This window comes from Paenibacillus sp. FSL P2-0322, from assembly GCF_037975315.1.
GTDB classification, from domain to species: domain Bacteria; phylum Bacillota; class Bacilli; order Paenibacillales; family Paenibacillaceae; genus Paenibacillus; species Paenibacillus polymyxa_B.
In genome coordinates this window covers 4,181,091-4,198,370 of the sequence record NZ_CP150243.1, presented here as the reverse complement: position 1 = coordinate 4,198,370, position 17,280 = coordinate 4,181,091, and the positions used below count along the sequence as shown (strand labels likewise).

The 17,280-nt window shown below is 47.0% G+C and carries 12 protein-coding genes; 10 read left to right on the top strand and 2 right to left on the bottom strand.

The window, feature by feature from the left end; all coding sequences use genetic code 11:
• Positions 1 to 10 precede the first annotated feature (10 nt).
• The 4 genes from MKY24_RS18430 to MKY24_RS18415 are packed head-to-tail and all read left to right on the top strand — an operon-like array spanning position 11 to position 3,803.
• The gene (locus MKY24_RS18430) at positions 11 to 1,120 is read left to right on the top strand and encodes an ABC transporter ATP-binding protein (RefSeq protein ID WP_023989587.1); all 1,110 of its coding nucleotides are present in this window, start codon (positions 11 to 13) and stop codon (positions 1,118 to 1,120) included.
• Positions 1,110 to 1,922 (top strand): ABC transporter permease, encoded by an 813-nt coding sequence (locus tag MKY24_RS18425; protein WP_023989586.1) that lies wholly within the window; start codon positions 1,110 to 1,112, stop codon positions 1,920 to 1,922. The genes MKY24_RS18430 and MKY24_RS18425 overlap by 11 nt, the downstream gene beginning before the upstream one ends.
• Positions 1,912 to 2,733 (top strand): ABC transporter permease, encoded by an 822-nt coding sequence (locus MKY24_RS18420; RefSeq protein ID WP_023989585.1) that lies wholly within the window; start codon positions 1,912 to 1,914, stop codon positions 2,731 to 2,733. The genes MKY24_RS18425 and MKY24_RS18420 overlap by 11 nt, the downstream gene beginning before the upstream one ends.
• A complete protein-coding gene (locus MKY24_RS18415) occupies positions 2,730 to 3,803 on the top strand; it encodes an ABC transporter substrate-binding protein (protein ID WP_076157256.1) in 1,074 nt (357 codons plus the stop codon). The genes MKY24_RS18420 and MKY24_RS18415 overlap by 4 nt, the downstream gene beginning before the upstream one ends.
• A gap of 527 nt (positions 3,804 to 4,330) precedes the next feature.
• Here the strand turns inward: MKY24_RS18415 and MKY24_RS18410 are convergent.
• Positions 4,331 to 5,485, bottom strand: a complete 1,155-nt coding sequence (locus MKY24_RS18410) for an aminotransferase A (RefSeq protein WP_053325829.1) — start codon at positions 5,483 to 5,485, stop codon at positions 4,331 to 4,333.
• A 306-nt stretch (positions 5,486 to 5,791) separates the two neighbouring features.
• On the opposite strand from MKY24_RS18410, the gene MKY24_RS18405 reads away from it, so the two are divergent.
• The 5 genes from MKY24_RS18405 to MKY24_RS18385 all read left to right on the top strand — a co-directional run bounded on the left by MKY24_RS18405 (position 5,792) and on the right by MKY24_RS18385 (position 12,695).
• Positions 5,792 to 9,163: an S-layer homology domain-containing protein gene (locus tag MKY24_RS18405; protein ID WP_339202363.1), complete on the top strand. Its 3,372-nt coding sequence runs from the start codon at positions 5,792 to 5,794 to the stop codon at positions 9,161 to 9,163.
• A 115-nt stretch (positions 9,164 to 9,278) separates the two neighbouring features.
• Positions 9,279 to 9,680: a VOC family protein gene (locus tag MKY24_RS18400; protein WP_023989581.1), complete on the top strand. Its 402-nt coding sequence runs from the start codon at positions 9,279 to 9,281 to the stop codon at positions 9,678 to 9,680.
• 109 nt (positions 9,681 to 9,789) lie between these two features.
• On the top strand, positions 9,790 to 10,320 hold the full coding sequence (locus MKY24_RS18395) for a GNAT family N-acetyltransferase (protein WP_339200571.1): 531 nt from the start codon (positions 9,790 to 9,792) through the stop codon (positions 10,318 to 10,320).
• A gap of 199 nt (positions 10,321 to 10,519) precedes the next feature.
• Positions 10,520 to 11,929 carry an aspartate ammonia-lyase gene (gene aspA / locus MKY24_RS18390; RefSeq protein WP_013311251.1) on the top strand — a complete coding sequence of 470 codons (1,410 nt, stop codon included), beginning with the start codon at positions 10,520 to 10,522 and terminating at the stop codon, positions 11,927 to 11,929.
• Positions 11,930 to 12,107: 178 nt separating this feature from the next.
• On the top strand, positions 12,108 to 12,695 hold the full coding sequence (locus tag MKY24_RS18385; RefSeq protein ID WP_023989579.1) for a restriction endonuclease: 588 nt from the start codon (positions 12,108 to 12,110) through the stop codon (positions 12,693 to 12,695).
• A gap of 94 nt (positions 12,696 to 12,789) precedes the next feature.
• On the opposite strand, the gene MKY24_RS18380 is transcribed toward MKY24_RS18385, so the two are convergent.
• Positions 12,790 to 15,966 carry a cytochrome P450 gene (locus MKY24_RS18380; protein WP_339200570.1) on the bottom strand — a complete coding sequence of 1,059 codons (3,177 nt, stop codon included), beginning with the start codon at positions 15,964 to 15,966 and terminating at the stop codon, positions 12,790 to 12,792.
• A 284-nt stretch (positions 15,967 to 16,250) separates the two neighbouring features.
• On the opposite strand from MKY24_RS18380, the gene MKY24_RS18375 reads away from it, so the two are divergent.
• The gene (locus MKY24_RS18375; protein ID WP_310166870.1) at positions 16,251 to 17,255 is read left to right on the top strand and encodes a BMP family ABC transporter substrate-binding protein; all 1,005 of its coding nucleotides are present in this window, start codon (positions 16,251 to 16,253) and stop codon (positions 17,253 to 17,255) included.
• The last annotated feature ends 25 nt before the right edge of the window (positions 17,256 to 17,280 follow it).

Below are 17,280 nucleotides of genomic sequence, written 5' to 3'. Positions count from 1 at the left end.
GGAGGGTGTTATGGGAGAGCAAACCATCATCCGATTTGAACGGGTGACCAAGCAATATGACAACGATCCCCCAGTGCTGGCGGACGTCAGCTTTGAGATTGAGCGTGGTAAATTTTATACACTGCTGGGTCCTTCCGGCTGTGGTAAAACAACGATTCTGCGTATGATTGCAGGTTTTGCGGAGCCGACAGAAGGCTCTATTTATTTAAATGGAAAACTCATTAATCGTGTTCCAGCCAATGAGCGGCAGGTCAATACGGTTTTTCAAGATTATGCGCTATTTCCGCATCTGAATGTGTTTGAAAATGTAGCCTTTGGTCTGCGCATCAAAAAGATGAACAAAAAGGACATTCAGGAGAAGGTGACACAGGCGTTGTCCTTTGTCAATCTGGAAGGCTACGGTGAGCGAGAAATTTCTGAGATGTCCGGGGGACAGCGTCAGCGTGTAGCCATCGCACGGGCTATCGTCAATGAGCCTGATGTTCTGTTGTTGGATGAACCGTTGTCTGCACTGGATTTAAAGCTGCGTACAGAAATGCAGTACATTTTGCGCGAAATGCAGCAGCGCCTTGGAATTACCTTTATTTTCGTTACGCATGATCAGGAGGAAGCGCTGGCCATGTCGGACGAAATTTTTGTCATGAACAAAGGTAAGATTGAGCAGAGTGGTACGCCTAATGATATTTATGATGAGCCGATTAATCGGTTTGTTGCTGATTTCATCGGCGAATCCAATATTGTCCCAGGACGGATGATTGCGGATTACCAAGTGGAATTTAACGGTCGACAGTTTGAATGTGTTGACGGAGGCTTACGTCCGAACGAGCCCATTGAAATTGTGATCCGGCCAGAGGACTTGGAGATTACGAGTGTGGCTGAAGGCAAGCTACGTGTAAAAGTGGATACCCAATTGTTCCGAGGTGTTCACTATGAAATAAGCTGCTATGATGATTCGGGTCAGGAGTGGCTCGTACATTCTACCAAAAAGGCGGAGCTGGGCAGTGAAATCGGTCTGCGATTTGACCAGGAAGCGATCCATGTGATGCGGTTCGGGGAAACAGAGGAAGAATTTGATCGGCGTCTGGAAGCCTATGAAGAGGTGGATCAGCATGTCCGGTAATACAAGAGCAGCGTATCTGCTGCCTTACTATTTATGGATTGTGCTGTTCGTGGCAGCTCCGGTTGTACTTGTGTTTTACTATTCATTATTTGATGTGGATGGTCATCTCACCTTCAACAACTACGCTCAGTTTCTGACACCTGTTTATTTGAGCATGACGCTTAGCTCGTTCTGGTATGCATTTCTGATCACTGTATTTTCACTGTTAGTTGCTTACCCGGCAGCATATTTGCTCACACGCACCAAGCATAAGCAACTGTGGCTGTTGCTCATTATTTTGCCGACCTGGATTAACTTGCTACTCAAAACGTATGCTTTTATCGGGATCTTTGGTACCTATGGCCCAGTGAATGCGGTGTTAGGTATGGTTGGGTTGGGTGGTCAGCAATTATTGTTTACCAGCTCCAGCTTTGTGTTTGTGTCGGTTTATATTTTTGTGCCTTTTATGATTTTGCCCATCTATAACGCGCTGGAAGGGTTAAACCCGTCATTGCTGGACGCAGCCCGTGATTTGGGAGCCTCCAAATGGACCGCGTTTCGCAGGGTTATTTTCCCGTTAACGCTTGCGGGTGTGCGATCCGGTTGCATGGCTGTGTTTATTCCAGCATTGTCGCTGTTTATGATTACCCGCCTGATTGCAGGTAACCGTGTGATTACACTGGGGACGGCGATAGAGCAGCATTTTCTGGTTACTCAGGATTGGGGTATGGGCTCTACGGTTGCCGTGTTCCTGATTTTGGCGATGGGGATCATTATGCTGCTCACCTCGGGAACGAAACGGAGGGTGCGGCATGGTAAATAAAAACCGATTCGGGAATATTTATTTGGTGATTGTTTTTCTCGTGTTGTACGCACCTATTTTGTATTTGATGTACTATTCCTTCAACAGTGGCGGGACGATGCATGAGTTTGAAGGTTTTACACTCCAATATTACAAAGAGGTGTTTGCAGACACCCGTTTGATCATTATTGTCATTAACACCTTGGTGATTGCTTTGCTGTCGTCTGCGTTGGCTACGATTATTGGCATTATGGGGGCGCTGGCTATTCATCAGATGCAGAACCGTCGAGTCAAAAACACGATGCTATCGCTCAATAATGTATTGATCGTGAACCCGGACGTCATTATTGGCGCTTCCTTCCTCATTTTGTTCACGATGGTAGGGATTAAGCTGGGTTTCTACTCCGTTTTATTATCCCATATTGCATTTAGTGTGCCGATTGCGGTCATTATGATTTTGCCGCGGTTGCAGGAAATGAGTCCATCTCTGGTCGATGCCGCGCGTGATTTGGGTGCCAGCCGAATGGATGTGCTGACCAAGGTGATTCTACCCTTTATCAAGCCAGGGATTTATGCGGGCTTCTTTATGGCGTTAACATACTCGCTGGATGATTTTGCGGTGACCTTTTTTGTGACAGGTAGTGGCTATTCGACCTTATCGGTGGAAATATACTCACGTGCCCGTCAAGGGGTTTCCTTGTCCATCAATGCGCTATCCACGCTCATTTTCCTGTTTACTGTGCTGCTGGTGGTGGGTTACTACTTTATTATGCGCAAGGCGAATCGTAATGGTAAAAAAGAGCCTGCGGCAGAAATGGGGGTGCCTAGATGAAGTCACTTGTGCGCGTGTTTCTGTCCATTTTCATCATCTCGTTTGGTCTGATGGGGGGTGCAGCATGGCTTAATTCCAGTCAAGGCTACTCCGGTGGCAACACACTGACGGTGTACAACTGGGGAGACTACATTGACCCCGAGCTGTTGGAACGGTTTCAGAAGGAGACGGGGATTACTGTCATTTATCAGACCTTTGACTCCAATGAGGCGATGCTGACGAAAATCGAGCAGGGAGGAACTTCGTTTGATGTAGCGGTTCCCTCGGAATATGCTTTGGCTAAAATGAAGCAGGAGCACTTGTTGCTCCCGTTGGACCACAGCAAGCTGCCGAATTTGAAGCATGTGGATTCTCATTTTCTAAACCTTTCGTTTGACCCGAATAATGAATACTCGGTACCGTATTTTTGGGGTACAGTCGGGATTGTGTTTAACCCTGAGCTGACGAAAGGCATTGATTTTCATAGCTGGAACGGTCTGTGGAATCCAAAGCTACGTAATAACCTACTGTTGGTTGATGGTGCGAGGGAAGTCGTAGGAATGTCACTGAACAGCCTTCACTATTCCTTGAACGATACGAATGAGGCACATTTACAGCAGGCTTTGACGAAGTTGGAGAAATTAGCGCCTAATGTCAAAGCGGTTGTCGGTGACGAGATTAAAATGCTGCTGGCAAACGAGGAAGCTGCTGCCGGCGTTGTATGGTCCGGTGATGCGTCTGAAATCATGGATGAGAACGAGAAGCTCGATTACATCGTGCCAGATGAAGGCTCCAACTTGTGGTTTGATAATATGGTTATTCCAAAAACCGCTACGCATGTGGATGCGGCCCATAAGTTCATCAATTTCATGATGCAGCCCGATGTAGCCGCTCAAAATGCCGAGTTTGTAGGATACTCCACACCTAATGAGGATGGAAAGAAGTTGTTGCCTGAAGATATCTCTGGTGACGAGCGTTTTTATCCTCCGTCGGAAATTACTGACAAGCTGGAAGTATACAACAATCTGGGCAAGCGCATGCTCGCTCATTACAATGAATTGTTCCTGCAATTCAAAATGCATTTAAAGTAGGGGAGTGGCGTTGGGATTAGGGGTTGGTGCTTTAAAGGTCGCTGCGGTGGTGGATGGTGCTTACCATCGCTGTTAAATTCCGATTTTTTTGATTGAATATTTAAAGGTGAAAATCGGAATTTAAAGGCGACCGCTTCGCTTGTCCAGCACCATTCCGCCCCCTCCGCTGCACCGTGCTTAAAGGTACGCACCCATTAATCCCACACCAGATGAGGGAGTAGAGGAAGAGCGAACAGGCCCTTGAACCATCCGTACAGGTGGTTCAAGGGCCTGTTTTGTTTATTCACCGTGTAAAAGCGGGTGAGTATTGTACTTCTTTTCCCCATACTCCACACACACGTTAGAGAATTGTGGGATTTTAAGGCGGGCAGTGAGCGAAGCGGGCCATTTGAATCTGGAGAAGCGGTAGTGTTCGCTTTTGCTGTGGGATTCTTACCTATAAATGTTTTATCCAATCCAAGAATCCCCCAGCAACAGCGATCGGAAGATCAAAAGGACTGCGTAGCGCCTCCTCCCGCCTTAACTCCCTATAACCCTCTAACAAACCTCTCTATTTTATCCAACCCTTGCTCCAGCACATCCTGCCCGTAAGCATAAGACAAGCGAATGTATCCTTCGCCATAGGAAGAAAAGGCATCTCCAGGTACGACAGCCACTCCATGCTCTTCCAGCAGCTTCAAGGTAAAATCCATAGAGCTTAATCCAAAATGCGCGATGGAAGGGAAAAGGTAAAAGGCTCCCTCGGGTTTCTCCAGCGGGATACCCATGTCTGTCAGCCTTCCATGTACATAATCACGACGCTTGCGGTATTCCTCACGCATCGGAAGTGCATCATCGACACCAGTGGTCAAGGCTTCCAGGGCAGCATATTGGCTAATCGAGCTGGCACAGGTTACGTTGTACTGATGGACTTTGACCATGTGCTGTGTAATTTCAGCGGGTGCAAGTGTAAAACCAATGCGCCATCCCGTCATGGAATGTGATTTGGACAGACCGTTAATGACGATGGTGCGCTCACGCATACCTGGCAGAGTTGCAATGGACACGTGGGGGGTATCGTAAATCAGTTCACTGTATATTTCATCCGAAATGATAAACAGATCACGCTCCTTCAGTAAATCCGCGACCGCTTCCAGTTCTTCACGGCTCATCACTCGTCCGGTTGGATTCGAAGGATATCCGAGAATGACTGCTTTTGTCCGTTCGGTCAGATAAGGCTCCAGCACCTCGGCCGTGAGCTTGAAGCCGCTACTGCGGGTATCGGCAAACACAGGAATGCCGCCTGACAAACGGATCAATGGCTCGTACCCTGGGTAGATCGGCACTGGCAGAATGACTTCATCGCCAGGTGACAAAATCGTGCGTAAGGTAATATCCAGCGCTTCACTGGCTCCGTTCGTTACGATAACCTCATCCTGTCCACGGTAATTTAGGCCGTATTTACGAGCTACAAACGCCGCTGCGGCTTCTCTTAATTCCGGCAGTCCCGGATTAGGTGTATAGGAGGTGCGTCCTTCGTTAATCGCCCGATGGGCAGCTTCCATAATATGCGCAGGGGTAGGGAAATCCGGCTGTCCGATCGTTAATGACAGGGTTCCGGGTAATGCCGCAACTTTGTTGGCAATTTTGCGGATGCCGCTGATTTGAATGTTTTTAACCTGATCGTTAAGCAAATGCTCCATAGCGTATGTGCCACCTTTTTCTGTATTAGAACAAGTTTACAATAATTTGATCTGAATATGCTACGGCAAGAAGAATTCATTTTTATATGATGGTTTTGCAAAAATCCAATAAGCGACTTCCAATGAACAATATATAGACCGAAGTGGTCTAGTGCGTCTATATCTTGCACTTTGGAGCGACTGGAATCGAATTTTGCAAAATCCTTACATAATTCAGGTACTAAATTGACTAATTTATGGTATCTTAAAAGAAGAATATATTTGTAAGCGTAATCATAGTAAAAATGGGGAGGGGAGTATCTTTTGATGAAACAAGAATACATAGAAAAAATATTACCCACGAAATTAAAAAGGTTCGGGATCACATGGCTCAGTGCCATACTGGTGCTTTCGGATGGAGGGCCGGTAGGGTTGTCCAGTGGAAAAGCTTCGGCAGAGCCTGCATCTTTTGCAGGAAAAGAGGTGCAACCTTCACCCGTAACTGTAGGGGCAAGTGTATATGCAGATGTCTATTTTCCTAAAAAGCCTCGCATCCACGATATACAGGGGGGAGCACACCGTTCTCCATATGAAGGACAAAAAGTAGCGGATATTGAAGGCGTTGTCACGATGGTGAAGGGGAGCAGCTTCTATATCCAAGAGATGGATGATCAAGTGGATCAGGATGAAAAAACATCCGAGGCCATTTTAGTGTACAAGCCTAGTCACGGTGCACAGGTAGGGGATGAGGTAAGGGTTAGCGGTTCGGTGAAGGAATACACGGAAAGAACATATGCAAGTAAGCCAATCGACTTGACGACCACAGAAATTGTGGCTTCTTCGGTTAAGGTAATTGCCAATGACCGTCCATTGGCATCTCCAATTTTGCTAGGTGAACAGGGACGTGTGATGCCGACATCTGTTGTGGATAATGACGGAATGACGGTGTTTGATCCACAGGAGGATGGCTTGGACTTTTTCGAAAGCCTGGAAGGCATGCGTGTAGAGTTGAAGGATGCCACTGTGATTGGTCCTTATGGTTATGAAATTCCAGTCCGAATTGATAACGGTCCAAACACAGGTGAGGTTGTAACGGAGGCAGGCGGACTCATGCTGACAGAAAGAAGTCTGAACCCGCAACGGATTCTGATTGATGCGAAGCCTTCGGCTCCTTTGAAAACAGGCGATCGTTTTGCGGGTCCTATCACAGGTGTGGTGAGCTATAGCTTTAGCAATTATAAGCTGTTGCCAGAACGTCTGCCTGGTATTGTATCAGGTGGCCTCCAGCCAACCAACACGCGTTTGATACGCGATGATCGTAAGCTGACAGTAGCTTCTTTTAATGTGGAAAACTTTGATCCCGGTGATGGAAAACGAATAGATCAGCTGGGGCAGGCTATTGCCGTAAATTTGAATCATCCGGATATCATAGGATTGCTGGAAGTGCAGGATAATAACGGTGAGAAAGACGATGGGACCACAGACGCTTCCGAAAGCTTCCGCGTGCTCATAGAGGCGATTCGAGCTCATGGAGGCCCGGAGTACGCTTTTACAGATATTGCCCCTGAAAATAATAAGGATGGCGGTGCCCCCGGTGGCAATATCCGTGTTGGCTTCTTGTACAATCCGCAACGTGTTACGCTGACCGACAAGCCCAAGGGGGATTCAGTTACGTCTGTCACTTATGGAGTGCAGGGACTCTCTCTCAACCCGGGTCGGATTGATCCCCTGAATGCGTCATTTGAAGACTCGCGCAAGCCGTTGGCCGCTGAATTTGAGTTTGAAGGCCAGCAGGTGATTGTGGTCTCTAACCATTTTAATTCCAAAGGGGGCGATCAAGCGCCATTTGGAGGAATTCAGCCGCCTGTGCGAAGCAGCGAAATACAGCGTGCGAAGATTGCAACGATTGTGAATGGCTTTGTAAAGTCGGTACTGCAAGTAAACCCCAAGGCCAATATGGTGGTGCTCGGTGACCTGAATGATTTTCAATTTTCTGAAACGCTGGCTTTGCTACGGGGGCATGAATTGACCAATCTGATTGACAATTTGGATGAAAAGGAACGGTACTCCTATATTTATGAAGGTAATTCGCAAACATTGGATCATATGCTGGTCAGCCCGTCACTAAGCAAAACATCCGTGCTGGATATCGTTCATATGAATGCAGACTTTAGTACGGCAGACGGGCGGGTCAGCGATCATGATCCGTTGGTTGCGCAAATAGATTTGCCGCGCAAAACGGAAGAACCACCAACAGATGGTGGGAGTGGCCGAAATGACGATGAGGATCAGCAGGATAACGTTGGAAACGCCAACGCTGGGAATAGCAGTAGCAGTAACATGAATGGAACGGTAAATGGGCAGGGTCAGACTGCCAGTAGTGAACCCAATGGAAGCAGCCTGTCTGGTACAAATGTGGTGCAAGTCAAGTCTGTAATGATCGGAGTGGAGCAAAACGGACTGAAAAAGGCAGTTGCTCAAGTACCGGCTGCTGAAATACAAAAGGCCATTCAAAATGGCGCGAAGGGTACGCTTGTGATCCGTGCAGGGGAGCAAGTAGAAGCGAGGACGTACGAGGTTCATTTAAACGGTGAAGCTTTGGGAGCCGTCTTGAACGACCGTATTCGTACTCTTCGAGTGGAAACGCCACAGGGTGGATATGAAGTAGCGACAAGTCGTTTGTCTCTTCAGAAACTGGCTGATACCTGGCAGGTGCCTGTAAAACAAATTTCCTTGAATGTTTCCGTCGCTTTGAACGAAGAATTGGCTAAACGCTTGGATGTTCCGACAGGGCGCAAACTGTTACAGGCTTTGGATATCGCCGCTGAGCTGAGAAACGAGGATGGACGGAAACAGCTTTTGGCAGGTAACGGAGACTCTGGTAGTGGGTATGAACGTTATCTGTTACGTGTTCCTGCAACGGTCGATGCAGACCAGCTTGCTGTAGTGAAGGTATCGACCAACCAAGCCGGACAGCTGTCCTATCAGCCTGTTCCTTTTCACGCTGCGAGTGAGGAAATAACCGTGTATGGACGTTCGGGAGGGACTTACGCTGTGCTTGATGGCGGGGCTTCTGGTGAAGTCAGAACGTTCATGGATATATCCGGCCATTGGGCGCAGCAAGACATTACACGGCTGGCGACTCGCCTGCTTGTGACGGGGACCGATTCAACAGCGTCTACAGCTAGTGCGACTCATGAAAGGGACTTAGCGAACATGCATTTTGAGCCTGAAGGCCAGATGCGACGCTCTGAACTGGCAGCGATGCTGGTTCGTGTGCTTGGACTGGAGCGTACAGATCGCACGCTGACGAGCTTTGACGACGTTCAAACCGAATCGTGGTATGCGGATTCCGTACGTACCACAGCAGTAGCCGGGCTGATCAACGGCTATGCTGACGGAAGCTTCCGTCCTAATACACCGGTATCGAGGGAGGAACTGGCTGTGATCATAGAGAGAGCCTTGCGCTTCGCTGGGAACACAGAAGAACATACAGGAGAAGTGAGTGAAAGTATATCTGTATCATTATCGGATGCGCAGGAGATCTCTACATGGGCAGCTCCGGCTGTGAAGACTTTGTCTGGACTAGGTATTATGAAGGGAGACGAGAAAGGCCGTTTTGGCCCGGATACATCTGTGACGAGGGCAGAAGCAGCGATTGTATTATCACGCACACTGGATAAGCTACTTTGGGAATAGGAGACTTCATTACACAAATGTCAGATTGATTGACTTTATACGATAGTTAAGTTATCTTTTGTGGATAGGTAGTATGAAAAAGTAGAATGAATTACGAATGAAGAGGTGAAATGTCGTGGGAGTAACAGCTAAACAAATTTTTGTGAATTTACCAGTTAAAAACCTGCAACAGTCCATTGATTTTTTCACTACCATCGGATTTGAATTCAGCGCTCAGTTCACTGATGAACATGCAACCTGTATGGTTGTTAGTGAGCATATTTTTGTCATGTTATTGGTTGAAGAACGTTTTAAAGCGTTCACGACAAAAGAAATTTCAGATGCTACAAAAAGTACAGAAGCGATTGTTGCCTTATCGGTAGAGAGCCGAGAAAAGGTGGACGAGATCGTCCACAAGGCTTTGGAAGCGGGCGGTAAGCCCTCGAACGAACCTCAAGATCATGGTTTTATGTATGGATGGAGCTTTCAGGATTTGGATGGTCATCTGTGGGAGTTCTTTTATATGGCAGAGCAGTAATGGAAATAAGAATGATGAAGTAAACGAAGTATTATGGAAAGTAAGCTATCCTCAAAAGATAGTTTGCTTTCTTTATTGTATGTTATCGAACTCACCGGGAGGAATCACAATGTCTAACGAAATGAGAGTCTACCCTGTTCAAGCTCTGAGCGAAGCCCTGGCAGATTCACTGAGTCGACTGTTAATCGACGTGGTTGCAGACGGTGCATCTATAGGTTTCTTACCCCCATTAGGTTATGAGGAAGCAGCAGCTTATTGGAACAATGTACTTGAGGACGGTGTAGTTCTGTGGATTGCTGAGAAGGACGGAGTACCTGTAGGGACGGTACAGCTGTATTTGGCTCAAAAAGCTAACGCTATTCATCGTGCGGAAATTGCAAAGCTTATGGTGCATCCGTCCGGACGCAGACTGGGGATCGCACGACAGTTAATGAAGGTAGCGGAAGAAGAGGCACTAAGTCAGGATAGAACGTTACTGGTGCTCGATACGCGGGTGGGTGATCCCTCCAATGGACTATACGAGTCGATCGGGTTCGTAGAAGCTGGTGTTATTCCGGGTTATGCTCAATCAGCCGATGGTCAGCTTCATGCCACTCGATATTATTATAAGCCATTAAATCTGTATTCTAGTCATAGCTGAGCATTTACCGAATAAGTGTGGTATATACGGGTAATCATAACTTGTCATAGGATTACATAGCTTTTTCCGCGTTTATTCGACTGGAAAAGCTCGGGAATAGAAACGTATAATAAAGAGGGGATCAGAAAAGGTCTTTTTATGTCAATTTGGCTGTACTGAATTGAAGAACGTAGCAAACACAGCGGAGGAATCAGAGAATATGAGGTTGGAGCATGATTTTTTAGGTACCAAGGAAGTGCCATCAGATGCCTATTACGGTGTACAAACGCTGAGAGCAAAAGAAAATTTTCCAATTACAGGCCAAAGACTGCACCCTGAGTTGATTAAAGCCATGGCGATCGTGAAAAAGGGAGCAGCGACGGTAAATATGGAACTAACCCGTTTACATCGCCCCAAAGCAGAGGCCATTATTCAGGCTGCTGATGAGATTATACAAGGACAGTTGCATGATCATTTCATCGTCGATCCGATTCAGGGCGGCGCAGGCACGTCCATTAATATGAATACAAATGAAGTGATTGCGAACCGTGCGTTGGAGCTGATTGGCAAGCAACGCGGAGATTATCAGGAGATCAGTCCTAATAATCATGTTAATATGGCGCAATCGACGAACGATGCTTTTCCTACAGCCGTACACTTGGCTGTATTAAGTATGATTGATAAGCTGTTAGCTACCATGAGTGAGCTTCAGGAAGCATTTTCCCGGAAGGCAAATGAGTTTGATAGTGTGATTAAAATGGGCCGGACTCACTTGCAGGATGCAGTGCCCATACGATTAGGGCAGGAGTTTCAGGCTTATGCGCGTGTGCTGGGTCGTGATATCGGACGCGTCCGTGCGACCAAGCAGCACCTGCTAACGATTAATATGGGTGCAACTGCGGTGGGTACTGGCCTGAATGCAGACCGTCGTTATATTCAGCGTGTCGCAGAGGTACTGGCAGAAGTCAGTGGCTTCCCTGTGGAAGCTGACGAAAATCTTGTAGATGCTACACAAAATACGGATGCTTATACTGAAGTGTCTGCTGCCTTGAAAATTTGTATGATGAATATGTCTAAGGTGGCAAATGACATCCGGTTAATGGCTTCCGGACCTCGTGCAGGTCTGGGAGAACTGAGTCTGCCTGCTCGTCAGCCAGGGTCATCCATTATGCCGGGCAAGGTAAATCCGGTGATGTGTGAGGTCATTAACCAAATTGCTTTTCAGGTCATTGGTAATGATCATACAATCTGCTTGGCTTCAGAGGCTGGTCAGCTCGAGCTGAATGTGATGGAGCCTGTACTGGTCTACAATCTGCTGCAATCGCTGGAAATTATGAAGCAGGGCTTCCACGTCTTCCGCATTCATTGTGTGGAAGGGATTGAAGCGAATGTGGAGCGTTGTCGTGAATATGTAGAGAACAGTGTAGGCATTATTACAGCGCTTAATCCGCATCTTGGATATGAGGTGGTATCACGTATTGCTCGCGAAGCAATTACGACTGGGAAATCGGTGCGTGAGTTGTGCTTGCTGTACAATGTACTGACCGAGGAGGAGCTGGACATTATATTGGACCCGTACCAAATGACTCAGCCTGGTATTGCCGGAGAATCTTTGCTGAATCGTGAATAATGATGCGGAGTATGGAGTTTAGATAGACAGCTTTGAGGCAAGACGAAGATAGCCCCGTCGAATCTGGCGGGGCTATTGTTATGTGATAACACAGATGTAATACGGGTGCCAGCGTGCATAGGGGAGTGTCCTGTCAAGGATGATATGGCTACGCTTATGGTAGAAAAGGGAGAGTTGGATGTTGCTAGAGAAATTATTGGCATACAAGGAATTAGGAATAGGACTCATTGTACTTTTAGTGTTGTTTGCGCTCATCATCAGAGGACTGATACGTAGTCGCAGAAATCGGATTTTACGTGATCTGGACCCACGCAAAATTGGAATTCAGGATATAGATCGTATGGAGGATGGCTCGGAATTTGAACTTTATTTGCAACGGTTATTATCCGCGCTTGGCTATAAGGACATCTATAAAACAACCAGTAGCCGGGATTTTGGAGCGGATCTGGTTTTTACAGACCGTGAAGGCGTCAGAGTTGTCATACAGGCCAAACGTTATGGGGTACAACATCCGGTAGGCTTGGGAGCAGTGCAGGAGATTTATACCTCTATGCGTTATTATGCAGCTGACAAGTCCCTCGTCATCACCTCCGGCCGTTATACGGAATCCTGTAAAACACTTGCTGCTGTCAACGGGGTTAAATTATTAGACCGCAACGACTTGATCGACATGATTGATTTATTCAAGGCTAGGCAGCGCGAGGAGGTTATGGACCTAATAGAAAGCAAAGTAGATGTGATTGCTTCCAAATGGAGTGAAAGATAATCATAAAAGGGACTGAACTACTGCGACGAGATCGAAGCCCAGTAATCAGTCCCTTTTATTTTTTAACATGATGCTTGCTCTTATATTGTTAACATTAGATGCCTGTCCAGACATCCTTGGCATAGCGTTTTTCCTGTTGGAGACGATCCAACCATTGCTGTGCTTCTTCTTTACTGGTATGGTGTGCTTCCGCGTAAGCAGCACAAAGGGTGTCTTCTACATCGGGAGCCATCCGGCTACCATCACCGCATACATACAGATGCGCTCCTTCATCAAGCAAGTGAATCAGAGCGTCCGCATTTTCCTTCATGACATGCTGCACGTATCTTTTGGGTTGATCGGGCAGACGTGAAAAGGCTGTATGAAGCGTAACGATTCCCTCTTGCTCCCAGGCTTGCAGCTCTTGCTTGTACAGATAGTCGAGCTTAGGATTACGGCAGCCATAGTATAGATGAGCCTCGCCGAGCTGTTCTCCTCTCTCCTTAAGTACATGGCGTGTCTGGAGGAATCCGCGGAATGGTGCCACTCCAGTGCCCGGACCGACCATGATGACAGGCACGGTCGGGTCTTCTGGCAATCGGAAGCCCGACTGAGGCTTACGCACAAAAATGACAATTGAATCATCTGGTTGGAGCTGTGCTAAATAATTGGAGGCAATTCCTAGGTATTCACCTTGTCCGCTACGGGCTGGTCCACGCACGACGCCCACTGTTATACTCGCCGAATTATCCGATTCAAGCGGAGAGCTTGAGATGGAGTAGTACCTAGGCTTGAGTGGTGGTAACAGCGAGATAAAGTTTTCAAATGGCAGCTCGCAGGCTGGATACTTCTCCAGAATATCCAGCATCGTGACGCGCTTCTGTCGTATCTCTCGATCAAAGGTAGTATCCTCCAGCAAAGCTTCAATTTCTTTCTTGTGCGGTGGACACACTGTAAAGGATACCAGTTGCCGTAGCTGGGCTCTCGTTGCCGGTTCTTGCAGTTCCACACTGAGAGTGAGCAAATCTCCTATACTGACAGGCCGATCTAAGGGGAGATGCGCCGCATCCCGGTCACTGCCTCTCAATACGATGTAATCCTGTTCCTGTAATTTAAAGCGTTGCATCACCCTTTTGACTAGCGAAGCAGGATTACGCGGCAACACACCAAGGTGGTCACCTTCGCGATAGGACAATCCGGTTGGTAATTTGAGCTCCAGATGTCGTGTACTACGTTCACTTTCAGCAGCAAGCAGCTCACGATTCGCTGTAACGACGGCGGTAACTGCTCCGTAGTTGTCTGCAAGAGGTGTACTGAGTATGGCGCTGACGAACTCTATGCTCAGGCTGTTGCTGTCCTGCGGTTCTGTATCATTGTGCTCTACCCCGAAAGCATTCAACAAATCCGGCCATAAGCCGTGGTTCCAGGCTTCCCAATCCTTCTCGAAGTCACCGCTGGCATCGCCCTCACCCCGGTCATACAGTCGCTTTGCCCCTTTGGCAGACATCAGCTCGTCGATCAGCCTTGGAATACGCTGATACGTGCTGGCCCAATTGCGGTCGCCGCAGCCGAATACAGCATATCTTACGCCTGCCAGTTGCCCTTCGCCTGCCTGCTCCAACCATTGTACAAAGGCATCAGCATTGTCCGGCGGATGCCCATTATAAGATGCGGTCGTAATAAGTACCACGCCTTCTTTAGGCAAATTGTCCACACGATCATTCAGAGTTGCTATGCTACTGTTGAAACCCCAATTTCGACCTAAATCGGCTAGTTCACCTGCAAGTCCCTCAGCTGTACCCAGATTCGAGCCGTACAAAGACAGCAAAGAAGTATCATGCTTTTCGGCATGGGGGGGTGCAACCTTGTGTTCCTCTTGTTCATGAAGTTCTTGAACGGCACCTGGCAGCATGACAGCAGTCTGTGTGCTGCGCGGGCGTACTTGAATGGTGAAGCCCTCCGGCTTGAGTGTGAGCGTCTCTTTGACTTTCAACTCATAATGAGTATGATCAATCAGCTCAAAATGTTTCAGTACCATACCCAGCACAAGAGTGGCCTCCTGTAAGGCAAACTGCTGTCCAATACAGGCGCGTTGACCGTTGCCAAACGGTTTGTAGGCATCTTGCGGAATGGCGGATGGGTCCTCGAAGCGTTCCGGTCGAAATTCCTCAACATCTTCGCCCCAAGCCTCGGTATCACGGTGCAGTTTTGGAATGAGTACATTGACGCTGTCACCTTTTTTAAGTGGGTAGGTTCCGTCGAGCAACGTATCTTCTTTGGCAAAGAGAGAGAAGGCGGGCGCTGTCGGCCATAGTCGCAGAGCTTCATTCAGTATCATCCTTATGTACTTGAGTTCACGAACCTGAGTATAAGAAGGCAGCGAATCGGTGAGCACGCGATCCACTTCTTCATAAGCCTTGGTTAGCGTTCGCGGATTCTTAAGCAAATAGTAAATGGCAAAGGATAAAAGCCCACTGGTCGTTTCATGACCGGCGATGAGGAAGGTGATGATCTGATAGCGGATATTTTCATCATCCAGCGTCTCACCAGTTTCTGGATCTTTGCCTTCCAGCATACGTGCCAGTAAATCCTCTTCTCCTTGGTTGCCAAGGGTTTTGCGTTCTTGAATAATGCTGTCTACCAGAGAAAACATCGTTTCGATATCGTTTTTAAACTGCTTTTTCTTCGATAACATCAGCTTGTTTTGCAGATTAAGGCGTTGCAGCTGACCCATCGCTTCATCTAATGCGCGTGTCATGCTGGTCACGAACGGATGGGGCTGATCGCGGTAGAAGCTGTTAAAACGATAATTAAAGCCGCATAATCCGATCGTATCCAAAGTCAGCCGGGTCATATCTTCCGGAACCTCTACACTTTCATCGGGATTGAGCCGAGACCATTTTTGTATCAGTTGAACAGCAAGATCAAGCATCATATTGTAGTAACCTTTCATGGCCCGCTGACTGAAGCTTGGCAGCAAAATTTGGTGGGCCTTGCGCCAGTTCGGTTCCTCAGTCCAGCTTGTGAATAGTCCGTCTCCTGCAAAAGCTCGTACTTTTTGTAATGGAGCCCACACTTGTTTGTCGAAACGGGATTCATCACAAGCATCTGCGACCAACTTATGACCGGAAATATAAATGTTCGTTCCTTCAGGCAGATCCATGCGAAAAATTGGACCGTACTCATAAGAAAGCTTAACCAGAGACTGGACAGGGGCATGTGTATCGATCAAGGGCAGATTACCTAAGGGACCATAAGTTTTGGGCTGTGGAATTAAATCTGTCGAAGTCATTTTTAATGTTGCTCCTTTCGAATTGAAATAGAGTGATGGTTTCAGAGTACCTATGTTTTCCAAATTACACTTTATTCTTACGATATAAACGAAAATAAGTGAATTTGGACAGTTCGTATAATAAAAGAAGCATAAAAATATACATTTTTTACATATAGAGAAAAATAATCTTATTTATCATGTTCTATTTACAATGAATTTACAGAAACTCTTATGAAAAAATATGCTTTTATAACCGATATAAAGATGTTGGGGATTTCCAAATTATGCTGAGGTGATATGTCATGAAAAAGCGAGCTGTATTATTAAATTTTAGGTGGATTCCCATTGTCACAGTCTTTGCATTATTGCTAAGTGCATGTGGGCAGTCGGCAGCACAAACCAAGGCTCAGCCCATTAAGGTGGGAATCGTACTGTCAGATATTGGTCTGGGTGACCAATCTTACAGCGACGCGGCTTTTCGAGGTTTGGTCAAGGCAAGGGATGAGGGGAAGATTGTTTTTGAATACCGGGAAATAACTGAGACCAAGACGTATGATGCGGCTTTTGAGCAGCTTGCTCAAGAAAAAGCGGATTTAATCATTGGGCTGGGTTACATGGTGAAGGACAGCTTGGAGTCCATTGCCAAAAAATATCCAGACCGTAAATTTTTAATCGTGGATGAGAAATCAGATTTACCGAATGTGGCCTCTATTAGCTTCAAAGCAGAAGAGGGCAGTTTTATGGCTGGGGTCGTTGCGGGTTTGACGAGTCGCACCGAACAGGTAGGTTTTCTCGGAGGTGCGGAATCTCCTTTGTTGAAAAAATTTGAAATTGGGTATCGCGCAGGGGTGCAATCAGTCAAGCCTAATGCCAAAGTTACTGCAACGTATGCAGGAGATTTTGGAAAGCCGGAACTGGGTACGGAAATTGCAGATGACATGATTAATCAGGATCAGATTGATGTTATATTTGCAGCCGCAGGTCTTACGGGTGTAGGTGCGCTACAGGAAGCGCAAAAGCAGCAAAAATTAGCCATCGGGGTCGATAGTGACCAGTTTTTTATTGCGGAAAAAGCGGTAGTGACCTCGATGTTTAAAAATGTAGACATTGCAATTTATACAGCAATCAAAGGCTTTGCAGATCATCAAAGAAAATTTACGGAGAAGGATATGGTGTTTGGTCTTGCAGAAGATGGCGTAGGTTTAGCGCCTATTCGTGTCGTGACACTGAATCCGGATCAGCAAAAGTTGTTGGATGATTTAAAGGAAAAAATCAAATCCGGCACACTGACTGTTCCCACCCAATAAATTTTCGCAAACGGAGGATGAAAGC